This window comes from Roseovarius sp. PS-C2 (assembly GCF_018862045.1).
Taxonomy (GTDB): Bacteria; Pseudomonadota; Alphaproteobacteria; order Rhodobacterales; family Rhodobacteraceae; genus Roseovarius.
This window is the reverse complement of sequence record NZ_JAHKSQ010000007.1, coordinates 26,182-47,121: the sequence shown is the minus strand read 5'-3', so window position 1 is coordinate 47,121 and position 20,940 is coordinate 26,182. Positions and strand designations below refer to the sequence as shown.

The 20,940-nt window shown below is 64.2% G+C and carries 20 protein-coding genes and 1 riboswitch; of the genes, 4 read left to right on the top strand and 16 right to left on the bottom strand.

What is annotated here, in order from left to right; translation table 11 throughout:
- Positions 1 to 78: 78 nt before the first annotated feature.
- The 3 genes from KPG71_RS14240 to KPG71_RS14230 all read right to left on the bottom strand — a co-directional run bounded on the left by KPG71_RS14240 (position 79) and on the right by KPG71_RS14230 (position 4,512).
- Positions 79 to 1,395 (bottom strand): TolC family protein, encoded by a 1,317-nt coding sequence (locus tag KPG71_RS14240; RefSeq protein ID WP_253196280.1) that lies wholly within the window; start codon positions 1,393 to 1,395, stop codon positions 79 to 81.
- 72 nt (positions 1,396 to 1,467) lie between these two features.
- Positions 1,468 to 3,723 carry an Ig-like domain-containing protein gene (locus KPG71_RS19845; protein WP_216338670.1) on the bottom strand — a complete coding sequence of 752 codons (2,256 nt, stop codon included), beginning with the start codon at positions 3,721 to 3,723 and terminating at the stop codon, positions 1,468 to 1,470.
- Positions 3,724 to 3,729: 6 nt separating this feature from the next.
- Complete coding sequence (locus KPG71_RS14230; RefSeq protein WP_216338669.1) at positions 3,730 to 4,512, bottom strand: Ig-like domain-containing protein; 783 nt, start codon at positions 4,510 to 4,512, stop codon at positions 3,730 to 3,732.
- 515 nt (positions 4,513 to 5,027) lie between these two features.
- Between KPG71_RS14230 and argE the strand changes: the two genes are divergently transcribed.
- Positions 5,028 to 6,191, top strand: a complete 1,164-nt coding sequence (gene argE, locus KPG71_RS14225; protein WP_216338668.1) for an acetylornithine deacetylase — start codon at positions 5,028 to 5,030, stop codon at positions 6,189 to 6,191.
- A gap of 38 nt (positions 6,192 to 6,229) precedes the next feature.
- Here argE and KPG71_RS14220 read toward each other — a convergent pair whose 3' ends face one another.
- The 9 genes from KPG71_RS14220 to miaB form a co-directional block, all read right to left on the bottom strand.
- Positions 6,230 to 6,943: a tRNA (guanosine(46)-N(7))-methyltransferase TrmB gene (locus tag KPG71_RS14220; RefSeq protein WP_216338667.1), complete on the bottom strand. Its 714-nt coding sequence runs from the start codon at positions 6,941 to 6,943 to the stop codon at positions 6,230 to 6,232.
- Positions 6,944 to 7,049: 106 nt separating this feature from the next.
- The gene (gene metK, locus KPG71_RS14215; RefSeq protein WP_216338666.1) at positions 7,050 to 8,216 is read right to left on the bottom strand and encodes a methionine adenosyltransferase; all 1,167 of its coding nucleotides are present in this window, start codon (positions 8,214 to 8,216) and stop codon (positions 7,050 to 7,052) included.
- 8 nt (positions 8,217 to 8,224) lie between these two features.
- Positions 8,225 to 8,273: riboswitch (SAM-SAH riboswitch) on the bottom strand.
- Positions 8,274 to 8,312: 39 nt separating this feature from the next.
- Positions 8,313 to 9,833: an apolipoprotein N-acyltransferase gene (gene lnt, locus KPG71_RS14210; RefSeq protein WP_216338665.1), complete on the bottom strand. Its 1,521-nt coding sequence runs from the start codon at positions 9,831 to 9,833 to the stop codon at positions 8,313 to 8,315.
- On the bottom strand, positions 9,826 to 10,719 hold the full coding sequence (locus KPG71_RS14205) for a hemolysin family protein (RefSeq protein ID WP_216338664.1): 894 nt from the start codon (positions 10,717 to 10,719) through the stop codon (positions 9,826 to 9,828). The genes lnt and KPG71_RS14205 overlap by 8 nt, the downstream gene beginning before the upstream one ends.
- A 47-nt stretch (positions 10,720 to 10,766) precedes the next feature.
- Positions 10,767 to 11,270, bottom strand: a complete 504-nt coding sequence (gene ybeY, locus KPG71_RS14200; protein ID WP_216338663.1) for an rRNA maturation RNase YbeY — start codon at positions 11,268 to 11,270, stop codon at positions 10,767 to 10,769.
- Between the two features lie 84 nt (positions 11,271 to 11,354).
- On the bottom strand, positions 11,355 to 12,371 hold the full coding sequence (locus tag KPG71_RS14195) for a PhoH family protein (RefSeq protein WP_216338662.1): 1,017 nt from the start codon (positions 12,369 to 12,371) through the stop codon (positions 11,355 to 11,357).
- Positions 12,372 to 12,517: 146 nt separating this feature from the next.
- Positions 12,518 to 12,829 (bottom strand): hypothetical protein, encoded by a 312-nt coding sequence (locus KPG71_RS14190; RefSeq protein ID WP_216338661.1) that lies wholly within the window; start codon positions 12,827 to 12,829, stop codon positions 12,518 to 12,520.
- 13 nt (positions 12,830 to 12,842) lie between these two features.
- Positions 12,843 to 13,346, bottom strand: coding sequence for an OmpA family protein (locus KPG71_RS14185; protein WP_253196288.1), 504 nt, complete (start codon positions 13,344 to 13,346; stop codon positions 12,843 to 12,845).
- A gap of 280 nt (positions 13,347 to 13,626) precedes the next feature.
- Positions 13,627 to 14,955, bottom strand: coding sequence for a tRNA (N6-isopentenyl adenosine(37)-C2)-methylthiotransferase MiaB (gene miaB / locus KPG71_RS14180; RefSeq protein ID WP_216338660.1), 1,329 nt, complete (start codon positions 14,953 to 14,955; stop codon positions 13,627 to 13,629).
- A 105-nt stretch (positions 14,956 to 15,060) separates the two neighbouring features.
- Between miaB and KPG71_RS14175 the strand changes: the two genes are divergently transcribed.
- Entirely contained in the window at positions 15,061 to 15,930 is an 870-nt protein-coding gene (locus KPG71_RS14175) for a hypothetical protein (protein WP_216338659.1), read from the top strand.
- Between the two features lie 370 nt (positions 15,931 to 16,300).
- On the opposite strand, the gene KPG71_RS14170 is transcribed toward KPG71_RS14175, so the two are convergent.
- The 4 genes from KPG71_RS14170 to fabA all read right to left on the bottom strand — a co-directional run bounded on the left by KPG71_RS14170 (position 16,301) and on the right by fabA (position 19,263).
- Positions 16,301 to 16,612, bottom strand: coding sequence for a hypothetical protein (locus tag KPG71_RS14170; protein WP_216338658.1), 312 nt, complete (start codon positions 16,610 to 16,612; stop codon positions 16,301 to 16,303).
- Positions 16,613 to 16,695: 83 nt separating this feature from the next.
- Positions 16,696 to 17,487 (bottom strand): enoyl-ACP reductase, encoded by a 792-nt coding sequence (locus KPG71_RS14165; RefSeq protein ID WP_216338657.1) that lies wholly within the window; start codon positions 17,485 to 17,487, stop codon positions 16,696 to 16,698.
- 6 nt (positions 17,488 to 17,493) lie between these two features.
- Entirely contained in the window at positions 17,494 to 18,723 is a 1,230-nt protein-coding gene (fabB, locus tag KPG71_RS14160) for a beta-ketoacyl-ACP synthase I (protein WP_216338656.1), read from the bottom strand.
- Positions 18,724 to 18,753: 30 nt separating this feature from the next.
- A complete protein-coding gene (gene fabA, locus KPG71_RS14155; protein WP_216338655.1) occupies positions 18,754 to 19,263 on the bottom strand; it encodes a bifunctional 3-hydroxydecanoyl-ACP dehydratase/trans-2-decenoyl-ACP isomerase in 510 nt (169 codons plus the stop codon).
- 175 nt (positions 19,264 to 19,438) lie between these two features.
- Between fabA and irrA the strand changes: the two genes are divergently transcribed.
- Positions 19,439 to 19,858, top strand: a complete 420-nt coding sequence (irrA, locus tag KPG71_RS14150; protein WP_216338654.1) for an iron response transcriptional regulator IrrA — start codon at positions 19,439 to 19,441, stop codon at positions 19,856 to 19,858.
- Between the two features lie 82 nt (positions 19,859 to 19,940).
- Positions 19,941 to 20,930 (top strand): NADPH:quinone reductase, encoded by a 990-nt coding sequence (locus KPG71_RS14145; RefSeq protein WP_216338653.1) that lies wholly within the window; start codon positions 19,941 to 19,943, stop codon positions 20,928 to 20,930.
- Positions 20,931 to 20,940: the final 10 nt, after the last annotated feature.

Here is a 20,940-nt window from a genome sequence, read left to right as displayed (position 1 = left end):
GGGGGGCGTCGCTGTTGGAAACGGCCTTGAGCCGGCGGCGCACGCCACCGGTGATCGACAGAACTGCGGGCGGCTTGCTCAAATGTCGCCCCCGTCCGCCAGAAGGCCCAGATGCCGCGCGATCTGCAGGCGGGTTCTGGCCAGTTCGTATTTCAGGTCCAGTTGCGCGGTCTGGCGCGCGGCGAAGGTTTCATAGACCCCGACCACGTCCATCACCTGCCGTTGCCCGGCCTTGTATTGCCGTTGGAACAGGTCGAGATTGGCCTTGGCCTGTGTGGCCAGCGTGCTGGCTTCGGTGACTTGCCGGGACAGGGCCGAACGGCGGCCATCGAGACGGCGCAGGGTGCGCTCGGCGTCTTCCTGCGCCTGACCGACACGGCGCTCGGCGGCATCGCGTTCGGCTTGTGTCGCCTTGAGGCTGGCGCCGGTGCCAAGCCCCAGAAGCTGATCGGTCGAGATGTTCAGCCCGATATTCGATCCGTCCTCGTCCACGGTGCCCCCTGCCGAAAGGCCCGGCAACAGGCCCGCCCGGTCGATTTTGGCCTGCGCGATATCGCGGTCTTTCTCGGCCTCGGCGCGCAGCACCTCGAGCGGGCGCGCGGCGGCAGGGTCGGGCGCGAGGTCGCTGAGCCCGCTCACTTCGTCCAGCGGGCTTGCCGACATGGCGTTCAGTTCGGCCAGCGCGGTTGTCTCGGCCTCCTGCTGCGCGGTCAGGGTCGCGCGGATTTCGGCGAGTTTCTGGCGCAGGACGTTCAGATCGGACATATCCGACACGCCACCGCTGACGCGTTCGGTCATGACCCACTCGAAATGCTGCATGTCCTTGAGCGTTTGCTCTTCGAGCGAGGCGCGTTCGCGCGCCTTCATGGCGTCCAGATACAGGCCGAGCGCCGTCAGCACCCGTTCGTTCGTGTCCTCGGACAGGGTGACGGCGGCAACTTCGACATCGGCCTTTGCAAAAGCGCGTTCCGCCTTTTTGCGGCCATTGTCGAACAGCACCTGCTCGACCACCAGCTGCGCCACCAGATCGCCCAGACTGGTCAGGCTGATATCCGGGCCGATCCGCGGCAGCCAGTTTTTCGACGCGGCCCTGGCCCGCAAGCGCGCGCTGCGCAATTCGGCCTCGGCCGGACGGCTATAGGCCGCCAGAACCGGCCCGGCCACACGCGCATAGGCGCTGTCCGGCGGCAGGACGCTGTGGCGTGCCTGCAAGGCGGAAATCACCGCGGATTGCGCGGCCTCTTTCTGACGCTCGGTCAGTTGTGTATCGGGTGAATTGCTCAGGAAGCGCGAGACCTGCCCGCCTTCGCCGCCGCCGGACGACATGCACCCCGACAGGCTCATGGCCGCCAGCAGGCAAACCGCCGCTTTCACTGATCCGTCCCTCTGCCCCATGACTGCCCCTTGACCGGTAGCTTCTTATGGTCTGGCCGCGCCCGCCCCCGGACGCGACCGTCATTTTCCGTGTCAGGTGACGATGTCGATATCTTCGTCAACGATGATCGTGGCGTCATCGCCCAGGCTGTAGATATCGAAGCCTTCGGGTTCATCCGGGGCATCGGTGACCCTTTGCGCCCCGCTGATGGTGACCTTGTCGTCGGCGCCGCCCTTGACCACCAGCGTATCGCTGTTGTCCGAAAGGGCCAGTAGCTGCTCTTCGGTGATCGTCAACTCGCCGCTTGCGCCGCGCGAACTGAGGTCGATGGTTTCGATGTTGAAGCCATCGAGCGCCGGATTGGACAGGTCCACGTCGCTTGCATTCACCTCGTCCAGAACCAGATAGGTGGTCGAGGCGTTGCCCGCCTGATCGGTCGATGTCACCAGCAGTTGCGACCCGTCCGGGATGGGCGCGGGATTGCCCGAACCGTCGACGAACTCGTGATAGGTCATCGACCCGGCATTGGTGCTGTTCACCTCCAGCCCCGTCACACCGCCGCCGGTGTTGACCTGATGGAAATCGATGCTGTCCGAGGTGACATCCGTACCGACCACGCTGTAACCGCCACCAAGGTCTTCGCCCACGAAGCGCACCAGCGGCTCACCGGGAGCAACCATGTCATAGGCCACCTGCCCCGTTGCGGTGCCGGTATTGCCGTATATGTCGGTGCCGGTGATCGACATCTGAGCCGTGCCTTCGTCATCGGGGATGACCCCGCGCGGCACGGTGATCGACCAGGCGCCCGAACCGTCGCCCGTCGCGTAATAGGTCTGGCCGAAAATATTGACCTCGACCTCGGAACCGGGTTCGACCGTGCCGGTCAGTTCCAGCCCGTCGCGCGCGGCGTCGAGATTGGCAAAGTCATTGACCGCGCCTACCGTTTCACCCTGGGCAAGGTTCTGCACTTCGGTGTCGATCAGCACGCGCTCGGACAACTCGTCAAGGTTCCCGACCGAATCCTGCACCCGCACGACCATATCGGCCTCGCGCGTGCCGCCGGGGATCGCCCCGGCTTCGAACTCTGCGGTCCATGCGCCGGTTTCCGGGTCGACTGTCACATCGCCGGGCACCCCGTCGATCTCCACCCAGACCTGCGAGCCGGGCTCGACCGTGCCGGTCAGTTCGAACCCGCCATTGGCAAGGCTCTGATTGATCACGCGCATGCCATCTGCGGTCAGCGGCATGTCCGACGGCCCGTTCATGGACAGGTCTTCGACCACGGTATCGACCGTCAGCGTTTCGCTTACCGAATAGGTGTTGTCGTGCTCATCGGTGATCGTGGCCTTCAGTACGGGAGAATGCACCCCCGGCGTCAGGTCGGAGGTGGCATAGAACTTCTGCCACTGGCCGCTTTCATCGGCCTGAACCGTGTGTTCCACATTATCGAGCGACACCACGACCTGCGCATGAGGATCGGCTGTGCCGGTGACCATGACGCCGTTTTCGTAGACTTCGTGATTGATCACACCGTTGTTGCCGATATTGCCGTTCAGCGTCAGCGCCCCGGCCTCGGTATCCACCACCACGGTCTGCGTCAGCGTCCTGGTATTTCCGGCAATGTCTTCTGCGATGATCTGCACATCCTGCGAATAGTCGCCCGGCGGCACCTGATCGCCCGAGAAACTGGCCGTCCAGGTGCCATCGGCATTGACCATGGCCTCGACCACCTCGTCGAAAAACCTGAGCGTCACGGAGGAACTGCCATCCTCGACCGTGCCGGTCAGGGTAAAGCCGCCACCGATCTCGGCCTCGTTGATCACCCCGTCTTGGCCGCCGATATCGGCCTGATGCGTGAAATCGCGCACTTCAAGGTCGATACGGATGGTCTCGGACTGCTCGGTCACGTTGCCGGCGTCGTCGACGGTGCGCGCGGTCACGGTGGCATCGTATTGCGTATCGGGCAGATCGTAAGGGTCGAATTCGGCCTGCCATGAGCCATCATTGCCAGCCGTGACCTCGACGGTTTGCCCGCCCATCGCGACAATCACCGTCGCGCCCGGTTCGGACATGCCGGTAACGATCAGCCCCTCGGTATCGGCGGTGGCCTTGTTGACCAGACCGTTATCGCCTGTCTGATCGGCATGGATTTCCAGATCGTTATAGATCGTGTCGATCGAGATCGTTTCGGTGATCGTCGCGCTGTTTCCATAGGAATCCGTGGACACGATGGTGACATCGGTTTCGTAATCGCCCTCGCGCAGGTCGCCGGGGTCGAACTCCACGGTCCAGGTCCCATCCTCACCGACGGTGACCGTTTCGGTCACCTCGTCGATGGTCACAGCCACGGTCGATCAGGCCTCGCCCGTGCCGGAAATCTCGACACCATCGTGGAAATCATCGTCGTTCACGATATCGCCGGTCGAAACCACGCCCTCCGCGACAGCGGTTTCAGGGGGCGTCGTGTCGATGGTGACCGACGGCCCCTCAAGCTCGGTTTCCGTCCCGTCGGGTTCGGTGACCTTCACAGTGACATCGTATTCGCCGTCTTCGGGAAAATCCTCCCCCTCGAACACGACCTCCCAGGTGCCGTCCTCACCGGCCTGGGTGTCCACGGTTTCATCACCTATCGTGACATCCACCTCCGAGCCGGGTTCGGCCTCACCGGAGATCGTGATCGACGGATCGCCATCGGGATCGCCGCCGACAACGATGGTGCCCTCTTCGTTCACGGACGGCTCGATCCTGTCGCGGCCACCGCCGCCGCCGGGAATGAACCCGCCGCCATCGCCCCCGCCGCCGGACCCTGCCAGCAGCGACGTGGCCGCAAGCGTTGCCGCCCCGGCCCCTGCCGCACCGAACAGGCCCGCGCCGCCCAGCAGACCGGCGCCCAGCATTGAAACCTCCTCGCCCCCCGCTGCCGCGGAGGCGGGTGATACCACATCGCTGCCACCGAGGAAGATCAGGTCATCCGACGGGCTCCACTTGCCCCACATTTCGGTCGGGCCGTATTGCGCATACAGCGTGCCTTCGCCGCCTTCGACCAGCGTCACCTCGTTCAGGTAACCGTCCGCACTGATGAACAGCCGGCTTTCGGCTTCGCCATCCGCACCGAAATAGCCTTCGAGAACGATCATGCGCCCATCGGCAAGAGAGAGGATGAGATTACCCCCGTCCCGTTGATAGGCCTCGATGTCGATCTGTCTGAGATTTAAGGATATTTCCTGTCCGTTACCGGCCGGAATTACCGTGATATCGCCACCTTCTGCGATAGAACCACGAAACACACTTCCCGCTTCCGCGCGGGCGACGTACTCAATAGACTTCATTACACTCACCGCTCTACCCCGGCCTGCCGCGCCTCGTTTGCTGGGCGCGACCTTGACCTTCTGGTCCAGCATTTACCGCCAAATCACCACAATCGCTAGTATTTTTTTCACGCCCCGCCTCAAAATCGACCCAAAGCCGCCATATTTGGTTCCCTCGCGCCCCGATTTCGGAAAATGTGAGTCTTTTGCGCAACAGGCCTGGCGCGAAAGCCGCGCGCGGTGTTTTTGATCGGAAGTCCGGTATCGGGGCAAAATACGGGTTGACGGGACGAAATCGGGGAAACACAGTCGCTCAGGTTTCCCGACATCCATTCGAGGTATAAGTGACGACACAACTCTCTGATACAGTTGCGCTCCTGGGCGATCTTATCGCGTTTCCCACCGTCTCGGAGGTCAGCAATCTGGACATGATCGCCTATCTTGCCCACCGGCTGGAAGCCGAGGGTGCGAAAGTCGACATTTTCCATGACGAGATCGGGCACAAGGCCAACCTTTTCGCGACCATTGGCCCGGAAACGGATGGCGGGATCGTGTTGTCGGGGCATTCGGACGTGGTGCCTGTGGATGAGCAGGACTGGTCGAGCTATCCCTTTGAAATGACGGAACATCAGGGCCACCTGTACGGGCGCGGCACCTGCGACATGAAAGGGTTCATTGCGGCGGCGGTCGCGATGGCGCCCTATTTTGCCGAGCGTGTGCGCGACCGTCCGGTGCATTTCGCGTTTACCTATGACGAAGAGGTCGGATGTTTCGGCGCGCAGGCGCTTGTGGACAGTCTCAAGCAGAAAGGCATCCGTCCCGGCGTGGCCATCATCGGTGAGCCGACCATGATGCGCATCATCGAGGGGCACAAGGGATGTTACGAATATACCACGCATTTTCATGGGCTTGCGGGGCATGGCTCATCCCCCGACAAGGGTGTGAACGCGGTGGAATACGCGGCGCGTTACGTGGGCCGCCTGCTGGAGTTGAAAGATGCCTTGCGCGCCCGGGCACCTGCCGGCAGCCGGTTCGATCCGCCCTGGACCACGATCAACACCGGCAGCCTGAGCGGGGGTGTGGCGCATAACGTCATTGCCTCGATCGCCAAACTGGAATGGGAAATGCGGCCTGTGCAGGCGGCGGACGCGCAGTTCGTGAAGGACGACCTGCAACGGTATTGTAACGAAGAATTGCTGCCCGCGATGCGCGCGATCTGGCCCGAGGCGGGGATCACGACCGAGGTGATCGGCGAGGTGGACGGGTTGGAACCCGTGGATCAGAACGAAGCCAAACACATCATGATGGAGCTGACCGGCGCCAACACCGCAGATGTTGTGCCTTTCGGGACCGAGGCGGGGATATTCCAGCAATACGGCATGTCGGCGGTGGTGTGCGGGCCGGGGTCGATCGACCAGGCGCACAAGCCCGATGAGTATGTGTCGGTGGACCAGCTACAGCAATGCGTCGACATGCTGGGCCGCCTTGGTGAGCGGCTCGAGCATTAATTCACGCATTATCAATCAGTTACGCGACAACTCTGACCTTATTTCTTAACAAAGGTCAGGTAATGCGGCGTGCGGCCTTCGCGCAGGGCCTTGGCCTCGTAACGTGTTGAAATCCAATCATTCCAGGGCTGCCGCCAGTCGGCGGGACGCTCGGCCAGCCAGTCGAAGCCGTGGCGCGGCACCTGTTCGAGCGTCTGGCGAACATAGTCGGGAATATCCGTGGCCACACGGAAAATAGCGCCTGTTTTCAATACCCTGGACAGGGGACCCAGATGTTCGGGCGTGACGAAACGGCGGCGGTGGTGGCGTTTCTTGGGCCAGGGATCGGGGTAGAGAAGGAAGGCGCGCGAAATGCTGTTATCGGGCAGCACATCGAACATATCGCGGGCATCACCGGGGTGAACCGCAATATTTTGCGCCCCCGACTCCCTGATCTTGCCCAAGAGCATCGCCACGCCGTTGATATAGGGCTCGCACCCGATAATTCCGACATCCGGGTTCTGCACCGCCTGATGCACCATGTGCTCGCCACCGCCGAACCCGACCTCGAGCCAGACATCGCGATCCCCGAAAAGCGATTTCAAATCAATTGGTTCCCGGTCGGGATTCACGTCCCATCCGACCGGACCGGGGGAGAGTTTTTCCAGATCCTGATCGAGATAGGCCTCTTGCGATTTACGCAGACCCTTGCCTTTGAACCGGCCATAGAAGTTGCGCCACGGGGCGCCGGAGGGGTGTTTGTCCTGGGTCATGACTTTTGTACGAAACGTACGAAGTGTACGCGGGTTTTGTACGAAATCCGGGCGGATGCGCAGGGTTTGCATCCATCATGGACGCAAACCCGGCCCCGCCCCGAAATCAGACGGATTTTTTCAGCGTTTCGACCAGATCGGTTTTTTCCCAGCTAAAGCCGCCATCGGCCTCGGGCGCGCGCCCGAAATGACCATAGGCCGCCGTGCGCTGGTAGATCGGTTTGTTCAGGTCCAGCGTTTCGCGGATGCCGCGCGGGGTGAGGTCCATCGACTGGCGGATCGCCTTTTCGATGGCTTCCTCACCGACCTCGCCGGTGCCGTGGGTGTCGACATAGATCGACAGCGGCTTGGCGACGCCGATGGCGTAGGAGAGTTGCAGCGTGCAGCGTTCGGCCAGACCGGCGGCCACGACGTTTTTCGCCAGGTAGCGCGCGGCATAGGCCGCCGAGCGGTCCACCTTGGTCGGGTCCTTGCCCGAGAACGCGCCGCCCCCGTGCGGGGCCGCGCCGCCATAGGTATCGACGATGATCTTGCGCCCGGTCAGGCCGGCATCGCCGTCGGGGCCGCCGATGACGAAGGTGCCGGTGGGGTTGACCCACCATTCGGTCTTGTCGGTGATCCATTCGGCGGGCAGAACCTCGCGAATGTAGGGTTCGACGATGGCGCGGATGTCATCGCTGGTCTGGTCTTCGCTTTCGTGCTGGGTGGAGAGCACGATCTGCGTCACTTCGACCGGCTTGCCGTTTTCATAGCGCAGCGACAGCTGGCTTTTGGCATCGGGGCGCAGGCTGGGTTCGGCGCCGGATTTGCGGGCCTCGGCCAGACGGCGCAGGATGGCGTGGGAAAACTGGATCGGCGCGGGCATCAGCGCGTCGGTTTCATTGGTGGCATAGCCGAACATGATGCCCTGATCCCCTGCCCCGTCGCGATCGACGCCCTGGGCGATATGGGCGGATTGTTCGTGCAGGAAGTTCAGAACGTGGCAGGTGTTCCAGTGGAATTTTTCCTGCTCGTAGCCGATATCGCGGATGCAGTCGCGGGCGATCTGCTGAATGCGGCCCATGTAGTTGCGCAGGATTTCCTGATCGGACAGGCCGACCTCGCCGCCGATCACGACCATGCCGGAGGTCGCGAAGGTCTCGGCGGCCACGCGTGCATTGGGTTCCTCGGCGATCAGCGCATCGAGGATGGCATCCGAAATACGGTCGCAAACCTTATCGGGGTGGCCCTCCGAAACGGACTCGGAGGTGAAAATGTAGTTCTGACGGGACATTAGCTGAGTGCTCCATTGACTATCTGCCGTCACGCCAGGAAGCCGTTGTGACGGGTATGCGATGTGGTTACGCGCCCGCCGGGGGCGCGTCAATCGCTATCTGGGACCGCTGCGTTTCCTGTACCGCACAAGGCACAGGCCAAAGATCAGGGCGGCCAGCAGCAGCGCGGGCGCATCGCCCGTCCGGGTATAGAATGTGGGCGGCAGGGGTGACGGCAAGGGAATGTCGCGCCAGCCTGCCTGCCCGAGCGGGATCGGGTCGATGATGCGCCCTGCCGGGTCGATCATGGCCGAGACGCCGGTATTGGCCACGCGGATCATCGGCAGCCCCTGCTCGACGCTGCGCAGGCGGGCCTGCGCGAGGTGCTGGTAGGGCCCCGACACCTGCCCGAACCAGGCGTCATTGGTGAGCAGCAACAGCATGTCCGGGCGCTCGGGCGCGGCGGCGACATCCTGCGGGAAGACGCCTTCGTAGCAGATCAGCGGCAGGGCGCGGCCCGTGCCGGACAGGTCGATCACCCGCGCGCCGGGGCCGGAGGAATAGCCGTTGCCCTGCTGCGCCGCGAAGGCGCTGATTCCGAGCGCCTGAAGCCGATCGCCGAAGGGGATGTATTCGCCGAAGGGCACGAGGTGATGCTTGTCATAAACGGCGCTGGCGGTGCCGGTTTCATCGAGCGCGACCAGCGAATTGTAAAACCGCATACCGTCGATGCGTTGCAGGCCCAGCACCACGGGCACCCCGCCCGCCGCCTCGGAAATCGCCTGAAAGGTGGGCCCGGCCCGGTGCAGCAGCACGGGCACCGCCGTTTCCGGCCAGACGATCAGATCGGGGCGCTGCGGCCCTTCGGCGGTAAAGGCGATCTGGCGGTTGAAGAAGGTCGGGATATGGGCCGGGTCCCATTTCTGGTGCTGCGGCGCGTTGGGCTGGATCAGGCGCACGATGGGGGCGTCGGCGGGCGCACCGGGCGGTGGCATCAGCGCGCTGCCGCCAAGATGCAGCGCGGCAAGGGCCAGCAGGGTCGCGACGGCGGGCAGGCGCGGGCCCGTCAGGACGTGCCAGAGCGCGCTGGCCGCCGCCAGCGTGAGCGCAGTCAGCAAAAGCGCTCCGCCGAGCGAGGCCCAGTGCAGCCAGGCGGTGTCGATCAGCGCATGGCCCGCCTGCGCCCAGGGAAAGCCCGTCAGAAGATAGGTGCGCGCGGCCTCGGCCAGCACCAGCGCGGCGATGAAGGCGGGCGCGCGCCCGCCCGCGGCACGGGCCAGGGCAAAGCCGCCCGCCCAGAACAGTGCAAGGCCGCCGCTGAGCCCGACGAGCGCGAAGGGCGCCATCCAGCCGTGGCGCGCGATATCGACAAGGAAGGGTTCGACGATCCAGCTGAGGGCCAGGGCGAAATACCCCGTCCCCGCCGCCCATCCCAACAGGGCGGCACGGCGCCAGCCGGGGGTGGCGGTGAACAGCGCGTAAAGCGCGGCCAGCCCGGCGAGGGTGGCGGGCCAGAGGCCCCACGGGGCCTGCCCGAGCGCCGCAAGCGCGCCGAACAGCCCGGCCAGCGGCAGGCGGTGGCGCGCGCGCAGCACGGCGGCGCGGGCGGCGGTGGCCTGAAGCGGGCTGTCAGCCATCCGTGTGGCCGGGCAGCCGGACGCGCAGGCGCTTGATGCGGCGGGGGTCGGCGTCGATCACCTCGATCATCGCGCCGGAGGGGTGTTCCACCACCTCGCCGCGCACCGGCACGCGGCCCAGCAGAACAAAGACCAGCCCGCCGAGCGTGTCGATCTCTTCCTCGTCGACCTCGTCGGCCTCGGTCAGCGACAGGCCGATCTCCTGTTCGAACTCGTCCAGCGGGGTCTTGGCCGCGGCGAGGTAGCAGCCGGGGCTTTCGCGGATGTAGAGCTGATCGTCGTCGACATCGTGTTCGTCCTCGATCTCGCCCACGACCTGTTCGATCAGGTCCTCGATGGTCACGAGCCCGTCCACGCCGCCGTATTCGTCGATCACCAGCGCCATGTGCCGGCGTTCGGCCTGCATTTTCTGCAACAGCACGCCGATGGGCATCGAGGGCGGCACGAACAGCAGCGGGCGCAGCATCTGCTTGAGCGAGAAGGCGGTGCCCTTGCCGTTGAAGCCGTGGCGCAGCGCCAGGTCCTTGAGGTGGATCATGCCGATGGGCGTGTCGAGCGTGCCGTCATAGACCGGCAGGCGGCTCATTCCGCTGTCGCGGAACACATCGACGAGATCGTCCTTGGTGATGGTGGCCGGGACCGAAACGATATCGGCCTTGGGGATGGCCACGTCCTCGACCGCCATGTCGTGCAGGTTGCGCAACCCCGGCGCGCCCTGCGGCACGGCACGATCGGCCGTGTCCTCGGCTTCGGATTGTTCTTCGGCGGGGCTGAAGGCCCCGATGATGCGGCGGAAAAACCCGCCCTGGTCCTCGTCACTGTCGTGCCCGGTCTCGGGCTGCGCGCTTTGCGCCGCGTTAGAGGAGTCGTCTGTACTGTCGCCCATCGTCTCTTTTTCCAGTGGTCGGGCCGCCTGCGGCCCCGGTCAATACCCTAATATGGGTCACGAACCCCGAGTTTGCCAAGTATGGCGACCTCGGTTTGCTCCATCAGGGTGGCATCCTTGTCACGGATATGGTCGTAGCCCAGCAGATGCAGCACCGCATGCACGATCAGGTGGGTGATGTGATCGGCGGGGGGGATGGCCGCCTCGGCGGCTTCGCGCTGACAGGTTTCGTAGGCGATGGCGATGTCGCCGAGATGCGACGGCCCCTGCCCCGCCCCGTGTTCGGGTTCGGGCGGCGCGGGGCGCGCGCCGGGGGTGTCGGGGGCGAGATCGTCCTCGGGCCAGCTGAGCACGTTGGTGGGCTGCGGTTTGCCGCGAAAATCGGCGTTGAGCGTGGCGATGCGCGCATCGTCGCAGCCCAGAACGGCGATTTCCCACAGCGCGGGATCGAGGCCCAGATGGGCCAGCGCGGCCTGTGCGGCGGTTTCGGCGAGGTCTTCCAGGCCGGCCTCTTGCCAGCGGCTGTCCTCGATCAGCGTATCGGTGAGCATGTGGCATATGCCGGGGGCCAGCCCCCGGACCCCCGGGATATTTGGAGCAAGAAGAAATGGCATTGCCGGGTTTTGCACGGCAGGTCAACCGGTGGGCGCATCCTTGTCGTAGGCTTCGATGATGGCGGCGACCAGCGGATGGCGGACCACGTCCCTGGAGGTGAAGTAGTTGAAGGCGATGCCGGGAATCTGGCCGAGCAGGCGTTTGGCATCGTGCAGGCCCGAGGTGACGCCGCGCGGCAGATCGATCTGGCTGCGGTCGCCGGTGATGACCATGCGCGAGCCTTCGCCCAGACGGGTGAGGAACATCTTCATCTGCATGGAGGTGGCATTCTGGGCCTCGTCCAGCACCACGAAGGCATTGGCGAGCGTACGCCCGCGCATGAAGGCGAGCGGCGCGATTTCGATGCGCTTTTCCTCGATCAGCTTGGCCAGTTGCTTGCCGGGCAGGAAATCGTTCAGCGCGTCGTAGAGCGGCTGCATGTAGGGATCGACCTTTTCCTTCATGTCGCCGGGCAGGTAGCCCAGTTTCTCGCCCGCCTCGACCGCCGGGCGGCTGAGGATGATGCGATCGACATGGCCCTCGATGAACATCGACACGCCCACCGCGACCGCCAGATAGGTCTTGCCGGTGCCCGCCGGGCCGATGCCGAAGGCCAGTTCGTTGCCGAAAAGCGATTGCACATAGGCCTTTTGCGCCTCGGTGCGCGGTTCGACCAGTTTCTTGCGGGTCTTGATCTCGACCCGGCCCCCCTTGAACATTTCGAGCTGATCGCCGTCGCGTGCGCCGATCTCGTCGGAGTCGGAGCCCATGCGCAATTCGCGGTCCACGTCGCCGGGTTCGACCATCCGGCCGCTTTCCAGACGCTGATAGAGCGCGCGCAGCACCTCGACGGTTTCCTTGGCCGGGGTCTCTTCGCCCATCACGACGAGCTGATTGCCCCGGCGCAGAATCTGCACGCCGAGACTGCGTTCGATATCGGTGAGGTTGCGGTCATATTCGCCGCACAGGTCGATCAGAAGGCGGTTGTCGGGGAATTCGACGGCTTCTTCGTGCAAGCTGTCGGGACCGGGCGACGGGGGCAGTTGGGTGGTGACCAATCGGTTCTCCTGCGCAAGAGGTTTCAGTCAAGGGTGCCAAGTTGCATGGGCCGGTGCAAGCACCGGTTTCATATTGTCACGAAGTTGAAACGAAAAAAGCCGCAGGCGGAAGGCCTGCGGCTGATTTTGCGTCACGTGGGCGGGCATCAGAGCGGATCGCCCAGCGAGTTCGTGGAGCCGCCCTTGAAATGGCCCGTCGCCACGGTGGGCGGTGCAGTGCCCGAGCAGACCGGCTTGCCGTATTTGTCGAGCCGCTGCGAGAGATAGCCTTCGACGCCATCGTCGATGATCCAGTGATCGCAGCCGTTGGGGTCGATCCAGATACCGGCCTGAAGCTGGCTGAGATGTTTCTTGTCGAACCCCCGGTCACGGGTCTTGTCGGGTCCGACCGTGCCGTGACCGCAGGCCGCCACGAGGCCGACGAGAGGCAGAGCAATCGCAAGATTGATAATTTTCATGGAAACCGCCCCCTCAGCGAATACAGATGATTTCGACACGGCGGTTTTGCGCCATGCCCGCCGCGCTGGTGTTGGATGCCTTGGGCATGCGTTCGCCATAGCCGCGGATGTCGGAGATGCGCGCGCCCACGCTCTGGGCGACGCGCGCCACCGCGTTGGCGCGGCGATACGACAGGTTCATGTTGTATTCGTCCGAGGCGCGGCTGTCGGTGTGTCCGGTGATGATATAGGACACGGCCCCTGCCTGACGGAAGAAGCTGGCCAGGCGCTGACGGCCTGCGGCGTTGATATGGGCGCTGTCGGTGCGGAACAGTTGATCGGAGTTCATCACCCCGCAGACATCGCCCCGGCGGCAAACCGGGATCCCCTCGCGGGTGACGTGGGGCGACATGTATCCTTCGACGCCGTCGTCCATCACCCAGTGTTCGCACCCGTCCGGGTCGACCCAGATGGTCGGAATGTATCTTTCGCCCTTGATGACGCGCTGGCCCTGCTGCGCCTGCCCGGCATCGGCCATCGCCGCAAGCCCCAGGGCGATGGCGGCAAGCCCCCCCAGAACGCGACGCATTGAAATCGAAAACTGTTTCACCACGGTACTGCCCCTTTCACCAGTTCCCCCGAAGGTTCCCGGCGCGGACGGGACCGAAGCCAACACACACCGGAAACATTGCGGTATTCTAGCAAGTTCAGGCCCGATGTGAAGGAGAATTCACCAGATATTGTGTCGCAACAGGCAACAGTCCCCAAAGAATCCGCAGATCGGATCGGGCTGGATGCCGGGCGGAGTCAGGAAAATTTCAGGACACGAGCCGCCCGGCCAGCGAGTTGGAGCCGCTTTCGGTGATTTCCACCTGCGCCAGATCGCCCGGCTGACGATCGCACTCGGCCACATGCACGGCGTGCAGGTAATCGGATTTGCCGACCATCTGGCCCGGCAGGCGGCCCGTCTTCTCGAACAGAACGCCCACGGTGCGCCCGACCATTGCATCCTGAATGGCGCGCTGGTGGTGGGTGATGCGCTCTTGCAGGCGGTGCAGGCGGTCGGTTTTCACGTCCTCGGGGAGCTGTTCGCGCTCTGCCGCCGGGGTGCCGGGGCGGGTGGAGTATTTGAAGGAATAGGCGTAGCCGTATTTCACCTCTTCGATCAGGTCCATCGTGGCCTGGAAATCTGCGTCGGTTTCTTCGGGGAAGCCGACGATGAAATCGCCCGACATCAGGATGTCGGGGCGCGCGGCGCGGATGCGTTCGATCAGGCGGATATATTCTTCGGCAGTGTGTTTGCGGTTCATCCGTTTGAGGATGCGGTCGCTGCCCGACTGCACGGGCAGGTGCAGGTAGGGCATGAGTTTGTCGCAGGTGCCGTGGGCGTCGATCAGGTCGTCGCTCATGTCGTTGGGGTGCGAGGTGGTGAAGCGGATGCGCAGCAGCCCGTCGATCTTGTCCAGTTCGCGGATCAGGCGGGCCAGCGACCAGTCGGACCCGTCCGGCCCGGCCCCGTGATAGGCGTTGACGTTCTGGCCCAGCAGGGTGATTTCGCGCACGCCGCGCTCCACCAGGTCGCGGGCCTCGTCGAGGATGCGCGCGGCGGGGCGGCTGGCCTCGGCGCCGCGGGTATAGGGCACGACGCAGAAGGCGCAGAACTTGTCGCAGCCTTCCTGCACGGTGAGAAATGCGGTGGGGCCGCGTTTGGCCTTGGGGCCGCGGGATTTGAGGGTTTCGAACTTGTCGTCCAGCGGGAAATCGGTGTCGAGCGCCTTTTCGCCCTGGCGGGTGCGGGCCTCCATCTGCGGCAGGCGGTGGTAGGATTGCGGGCCGACGACCAGATCGACCAGCGGCTGGCGGCGCATGATTTCCTCGCCCTCGGCCTGTGCGACGCAGCCCGCCACGCCGATCTTGAGGTCGGGCTTCTCATCCTTGAGCGCGCGGAACCGGCCCAGTTCGGAATAGACCTTTTCGGCGGCCTTTTCGCGGATGTGGCAGGTGTTGAGCAGGATCATGTCGGCATCATCGGGGCTGTCGGTTTCGACATAGCCCGCGCCGCCCATGGCCTCGGCCATACGCTCGCTGTCATAGACGTTCATCTGGCAGCCATAGGTCTTGATGAACAGTTTCCTGGGGTCGGACATGGGGGCCGCTCCTGCCTTGTTTCAGGGGCGCTCCCTACATCATGTTCGGGGTGTCTTGCAATGGAGGTCGAATTGGCGGAGTCTGGCGCAAAACCGGGGGCAGCGATGCAGTATGACAGCCTTGACGATTTCCTGAGCCGTGGCAAGGCCGCCCTGGCCGCGGGGCCGGTGGCGATTGTCCTGATCGAGGACGACACCGAGGTGGACAGCACGCTGCGCCACCATCTGGATTGCGGATTCACGGCCGTGCTGGCGCTGATGCCCGAGGGATTCGCGCTGGCCGGGGACGTGGCGCCACGGGTGCACAGGATCGCTCATGACGTGGTCGGCTCGGGCGATTTCACCGCCCCCGTCAACCGGATCATCGCCGCCGCGCCGGGGCTGTGGATGTATTACTGTTTCAACGGCGAATACCTGTTCTACCCGTTCTGCGAAACCCGCACCGTGGGCGAGATGCTGACCTTTCACACCGAAGAGCGGCGCGATGCGATGCTGGCCTATGTGGTGGATCTCTATGCCGGGGATCTGGGGCGGCACCCGAACGCGGTGTCGCTTGAGGATGCGCATCTGGACAAGTCGGGCTATTACGCGCTGGCGCGCAACGACCCGGACAATCACAACCACCCGAGGGAGCGGCAGCTGGATTTCTTCGGCGGGCTGCGCTGGCGCTATGAAGAGCACATCCCTGCCCCGCGCCGCAAGATCGACCGCATTGCGCTGTTCCGCGCCCGCGAGGGGCTGACGCTGCGCGAGGACCACACGTTTTCGGACGAGGAATACAACACCTATGCCTGCCCGTGGCATCACAACCTGACGGCGGCGGTGGTCTCGTTCCGCACCGCCAAGGCGCTAAAGCGTAACCCCGGCTCGACCTACGATATCGAGACCTTCAAGTGGCACAACTCCACCCCGTTCGAGTGGCATTCGCGCCAGTTGCTGGATCTCGGCCTGATGGAGCCGGGGCAGTGGTTTTAGGCCCGGACCGCCCGCCGGTCACGGGCGGCGGGTATCCTTTGTAACGGGTGCGTTGACAGGACCCGGATCAGGAAAACTGAGCGTCGGTGTCATCGTACTGGTATTGACGAACTGTGCGAACGCAGATGTCGCAAAAAACACCAAACAGAAAAAGACGGCTACTGGTCTCATGGTACATCCCCCTCCCATTCGTGGTGAATTTCACCGTTCACGACAGGTGGTCTTGCCCATGGCCTCGGGAGTTATGATCAAGCGACCATAGCACAAAACAAGAGCCAACGGGAGGGGGGGCATCAAGTGGGCCGGGCACGCGCGGGCCTGGGGGCCTGAAACGCACAGTCCATTGATCCGGCGGAATGAGCCCGACAGCCTAGTCGCGGATGCTCAGAAGCAGGCGGGTCACGGCGTTGTCGCCGTTATCGGCCCCTTTCGGGCCGCCTTTGCCGAGCGAGGCGAGATAGGTCTGCGCCACGCCGGAGTCTTCCAGCATTTCGGCGGTTTTCGCCCGCACCACCAGCATGCCGTCATGAACGGGCGGCGCAAGGCGGCGGTCCTGCCAGATGGCTGTCAGGGAAGTGCCCACGAGGGCGAACATGACCAGAGAGGCAAGACTGCGCGCCCGCCGTGCCCGGCGGTCGAACCTGTCGGCGCGCGATTGCGCATGTGTCGGCATCATCGTCATGCCGCTTTTCTGCCCTGAAGGCGCGGCATTTCTATGACCCGATAATGGCGGATTTGCGGCCCTGCCGGCGCGCGGCCGGAGCCCTAGAGGTTTTCGGCCTGCGGCATGCCCAGAACGTGATAGCCGCCATCGACATGGATCACCTCGCCCGAGGTGAAGGCCCCGGCATCGGAGGCCAGGTACACCGCCGTGCCGCCGATCGATTCCAGCGTCGCGTTCGAGCGCAGCGGTGCGTTGACATCGGTGTGCTTGTAGGTCTTGCGCGCACCGCCGATGGCCGCCCCGGCAAGGGTTTTCATCGGACCCGGCGAAATGGCGTTCACGCGGATACCGTCGGGCCCCAGATCGTTGGCCAGATAGCGCGTGGCCGATTCCAGCGCCGCCTTGGCCACGCCCATCACGTTGTAGTTCGGCACCACCTTGTTCGACCCCTGATAGGTCATCGTCAGCAGCGTGCCCCCGTTTTCCTTCATCATCGGATAGGCGCGGCGCGCCACGTCGATGAAGGAATAGGCCGAGATTTCAAGGCTGTGCTTGAAGTTCTTGCGGCTGGTATTGATGAACCGTCCGGTCAGTTCCGATTTGTCGGAATAGGCGATGGCGTGCACCAGGAAATCAATCGTCGGCCAGGTTTGCGCCAGTTGCGCGAAGGCCGCATCGAGCGAATCGTCGTCCGTCACGTCGACATCCAGCAACAGTTTCGAGCCAAGGCTTTCGGCCAGCGGCTGAACCCGCTTGCCGAAAGCGTCACCCTGATAGGTAAAGGCCAGGTCGGCCCCGGCCTCGTGCATCGCCTTGGCGATGCCCCACGCGATGGAGCGGTCATTGGCCACCCCCATGATCAGGCCACGCTTGCCTTGCATCGAATTGCTCATGTCAATTTATCCATGGTATTTGCTGAGTAGCATTGATCCGTTGGTGCCGCCAAAGCCGAAGCTGTTGGTCATCACCGTATCCAGCCCAGCATTGTCGACGCGGGCGGTGGCGATTTCGCCGTCGCGAATGGCCGGGTCCAGCGTTTCGACATTGATCGACGGGATGATGAAATCGTTGTCCAGCGCCAGCAGGCAATAGATCGCCTCCTGGGCGCCGGTGGCGCCCTGGCTGTGGCCGGTCATCGACTTGGTGGAACTGATCGGCGGGGTGGTGCCCTCGCCGAAGATGCGGCGCACGGCCTCGACCTCGCCCACGTCGCCCACGGGCGTTGAGGTGCCGTGCGCGTTGATATAGCCGACCTTGCGATCTTCGGGCAGCGTGGACAGCGCGAGGCGCATGGCGCGCTCGCCGCCCTCGCCCGAGGGCGCGACCATGTCGTGCCCGTCGGAGGTGGCGGCATAGCCGGTGACCTCGGCATAGATCTTCGCACCACGCGCCAGCGCGTGATCCAGATCTTCCAGCACGACGATGCCGCCGCCGCCGGAAATCACGAACCCGTCGCGGTTGGCGTCGAAGGCGCGGCTGGCCTTGTCGGGGGTGTCGTTATATTTGCTGGACATCGCGCCCATCGCGTCGAACAGGCAGGACAGGGTCCAGTCCAGTTCCTCGCCGCCGCCGGCGAACATCACGTCCTGCTTGCCCATCATGATCTGTTCGGCGGCATTGCCGATACAGTGCAGCGAGGTCGAACAGGCCGAGGTGATCGAGTAGTTGATGCCCTTGATCCTGTAGGCCGTGCTGAGGTTGGCCGAGATCGTGGACGACATGCATTTGGGCACGGCGAAGGGCCCGATGCGTTTCGGGCTGCCCTTTTCCAGCACCGTCTGGTGCGCCGCCAGCATGGCCGAGGTGGACGGCCCGCCCGACCCGGCGACAAGCCCGGTGCGCGGATTGACGACATCGCTCTCCTCGAGTCCCGCATCGGCGATGGCCTGCCCCATCGCGATATGGGCATAGGCCGCGCCCGGCCCCATGAAGCGCAGGGTGCGTTTGTCGACATGCTCGGCCACGTCGATCTTGAGCGTTCCGGCCACCTGCGAGCGGAAGCCGTGCTCCTTCATTTCCTCACAGCCCGTGATACCGGATGTCCCGGCCCTGAGCGACGCAAGAACCTCTTCGGCGGAATTGCCAATGCTGGAGACGACCCCCAGACCTGTGACGACGACGCGACGCATGTTGCGCACTCCTTGCTTTCCCGTTTGGCTTCAGCTTTCCGACAGCGCGACCTTCATGTCCTTGACCTGATAGATCAATTCTCCATCGGCCTCGACACGTCCGTCGGCCACGCCCATGGTGAGGCGCCGAGTTTGCACGGCTTTCGTGAAATCCACGTAATAGGTCAGCATCTTGCGGTCGGGGCGGACCATGCCGGTCAGCTTGACCTCGCCCACGCCGAGCGCATAGCCGCGCCCCTGCCAGCCCCGCCAGCCCAGGTTGAAGCCGGTCAGCTGCCACAGCCCATCGAGCCCCAGACAGCCCGGCATGATCGGGTTGCCGGGAAAGTGGCATTCGAAGAACCACAGGTCGGGGGTGATGTCGAACTCGGCCACCACATGGCCCTTGCCGTGCGGGCCGCCATCGCCGGAAATGTCGGTGATGCGGTCCATCATCAGCATCGGCGGTTCGGGAAGTTGAGCGTTTCCGGGGCCGAACAATTCGCCCCGTGCGCATTTCAGCAGGTCGTCGCGGTCGAAACTGCTTGGATAGTCGGCCATGCAGGCGGCCCCTTTCGTGAATATTCAAAACTGGTTAGCAACCCTGTATCACCGCCCCAAACCCCCTTGCAAGCATGTCGGACCGCACCCGCGCCGAAGCGGCAACATGAAATTTGTTTGAAATCATGTGCCTCTGCACACTATATTGGCAGGTAACTCCTGAATTGAGGCCAAAATGCACGCGCACGCTCAAAACCGAGAAACCGACTGGCTGACCAAGGCCGGGTTGCGCCCGACCCGTCAGCGTGTCGCTCTGGCCGAAATGCTGGTGGGGGACGGGCAGCATCGCCACGTCACCGCCGAAAGCCTGTTCGCCGAGGCGCACAAGCGCGGCGACAGCGTATCGCTGGCCACGGTTTACAACACGCTGCGCGCCTTTTGCGAGGCCGGGCTGATTCAGGAAGTGACGGTCGACGGATCGAAAAGCTATTTCGACACCAACACCCACGATCACCCGCATTTCTTCTGGGAAGACGAGAACCGGCTGAGCGACGCCCCTGCCGAGGAGCTGGAAATCACCCGCCTGCCCGAAGCGCCCGAGGGGGCCGAGATCGCGTCCGTGGATGTGGTGATCCGCCTGCGCCGCAAGGGCTGAGGCCATGTGCCGCGCCGTTTGGGGGCCGCAGGGCCCCTGACACGCATCGCGGCCCCGACAATCCCCGACAAAGGAAGTGCCCATGCGCGCGATAACCTATGACCGGTTCGGCCCGGCTGCCGATGTTCTGACCCTGACCCGGATCGAGCCGCCCGCCCCCGCCGCGGGCGAGGTTCTGGTGCGGCTGGCATGGTCTGGCGTGAACCCGTCCGACGCCAAGGCCCGCGCCGGAATTCGCCCCGGTGTGACAAAACCGCCCTTCCCGCAGATCATCCCCCATTCCGATGGCGCGGGCGTCATCGAAGCCGTCGGCGCGGGCGTGGACGCCGCCCGTATCGGCGAAAGGGTCTGGATCTGGAACGGGCAATGGCAGCGCGCCTATGGCACCGCCGCCGAATACATCGCCCTGCCCCAGGCACAGGCCGTGCCCCTGCCGGACGGCGTGGACCTTGCCACCGGCGCGGTCCTCGGCATTCCGGGGCTGACCGCCTGCCAGACGGTGTTTGGTGGCGGTGACGTGGCCGGGCAGACCCTGTTGATTTCAGGCGGCGCGGGCGCGGTGGGGCATATCGCGGTGCAACTGGCCAAATGGGGCGGCGCGACGGTGATCGCCACCAGCTCGAAAGGGGCGGAGGCGCGGGTGCGCGCCGCGGGGGCCGATCATGTGCTGGAGTATCGCGACCCCGACCTGACGGCCCGGATCATGGAGATCACCGGCGGGCGCGGTGTCGATCGGGCGGTCGAGGTGGAATTCGGCGAAAACATCTCGGTCCTGCCCGAGGTCGTGGCCCCTCTGGGAACGATTGCGGTCTACGGATCGGGCAAGCAGATGGCCCCGACCCTGCCCTTTGGCCCCTATCTGTTCAAGGCGCTGAAAATCGACATCACGCTGATCTACATCCTGCCAGACGCCGCGCGGGACGCCGCCATCGCGACATTGCACAAGACCCTGCAAGAGGGCGCATTGCGCCCGGAGATCGGCGCGCGCTATGCGCTGGCCGACTGCGCCAAGGCGCATGAGGCAGTGATGACGCCGGGACGCACCGGGGCGGTTTTGCTGGAGATCGGTTAGAGAACTGAAC

Coding starts and splice junctions, on each gene's coding strand:
- metK (WP_216338666.1), bottom strand. CDS start 8,216: ATGTCCCGTCAGAACTACATTTTCACCTCCGAGTCCGTTTCGGAGGGC.
- KPG71_RS14230 (WP_216338669.1), bottom strand. CDS start 4,512: ATGATCGTTCTCGAAGGCTATTTCGGTGCGGATGGCGAAGCCGAAAGC.
- KPG71_RS14170 (WP_216338658.1), bottom strand. CDS start 16,612: ATGACGATGATGCCGACACATGCGCAATCGCGCGCCGACAGGTTCGAC.
- KPG71_RS14145 (WP_216338653.1), top strand. CDS start 19,941: ATGCGCGCGATAACCTATGACCGGTTCGGCCCGGCTGCCGATGTTCTG.
- KPG71_RS14240 (WP_253196280.1), bottom strand. CDS start 1,395: ATGGGGCAGAGGGACGGATCAGTGAAAGCGGCGGTTTGCCTGCTGGCG.
- fabB (WP_216338656.1), bottom strand. CDS start 18,723: ATGCGTCGCGTCGTCGTCACAGGTCTGGGGGTCGTCTCCAGCATTGGC.
- irrA (WP_216338654.1), top strand. CDS start 19,439: ATGCACGCGCACGCTCAAAACCGAGAAACCGACTGGCTGACCAAGGCC.
- KPG71_RS14220 (WP_216338667.1), bottom strand. CDS start 6,943: ATGACCCAGGACAAACACCCCTCCGGCGCCCCGTGGCGCAACTTCTAT.
- fabA (WP_216338655.1), bottom strand. CDS start 19,263: ATGGCCGACTATCCAAGCAGTTTCGACCGCGACGACCTGCTGAAATGC.
- miaB (WP_216338660.1), bottom strand. CDS start 14,955: ATGTCCGACCCCAGGAAACTGTTCATCAAGACCTATGGCTGCCAGATG.
- KPG71_RS14190 (WP_216338661.1), bottom strand. CDS start 12,829: ATGAAAATTATCAATCTTGCGATTGCTCTGCCTCTCGTCGGCCTCGTG.
- KPG71_RS14185 (WP_253196288.1), bottom strand. CDS start 13,346: ATGGCCGATGCCGGGCAGGCGCAGCAGGGCCAGCGCGTCATCAAGGGC.
- lnt (WP_216338665.1), bottom strand. CDS start 9,833: ATGGCTGACAGCCCGCTTCAGGCCACCGCCGCCCGCGCCGCCGTGCTG.
- KPG71_RS14175 (WP_216338659.1), top strand. CDS start 15,061: ATGCAGTATGACAGCCTTGACGATTTCCTGAGCCGTGGCAAGGCCGCC.
- ybeY (WP_216338663.1), bottom strand. CDS start 11,270: ATGCTCACCGATACGCTGATCGAGGACAGCCGCTGGCAAGAGGCCGGC.
- KPG71_RS14205 (WP_216338664.1), bottom strand. CDS start 10,719: ATGGGCGACAGTACAGACGACTCCTCTAACGCGGCGCAAAGCGCGCAG.
- KPG71_RS14165 (WP_216338657.1), bottom strand. CDS start 17,487: ATGAGCAATTCGATGCAAGGCAAGCGTGGCCTGATCATGGGGGTGGCC.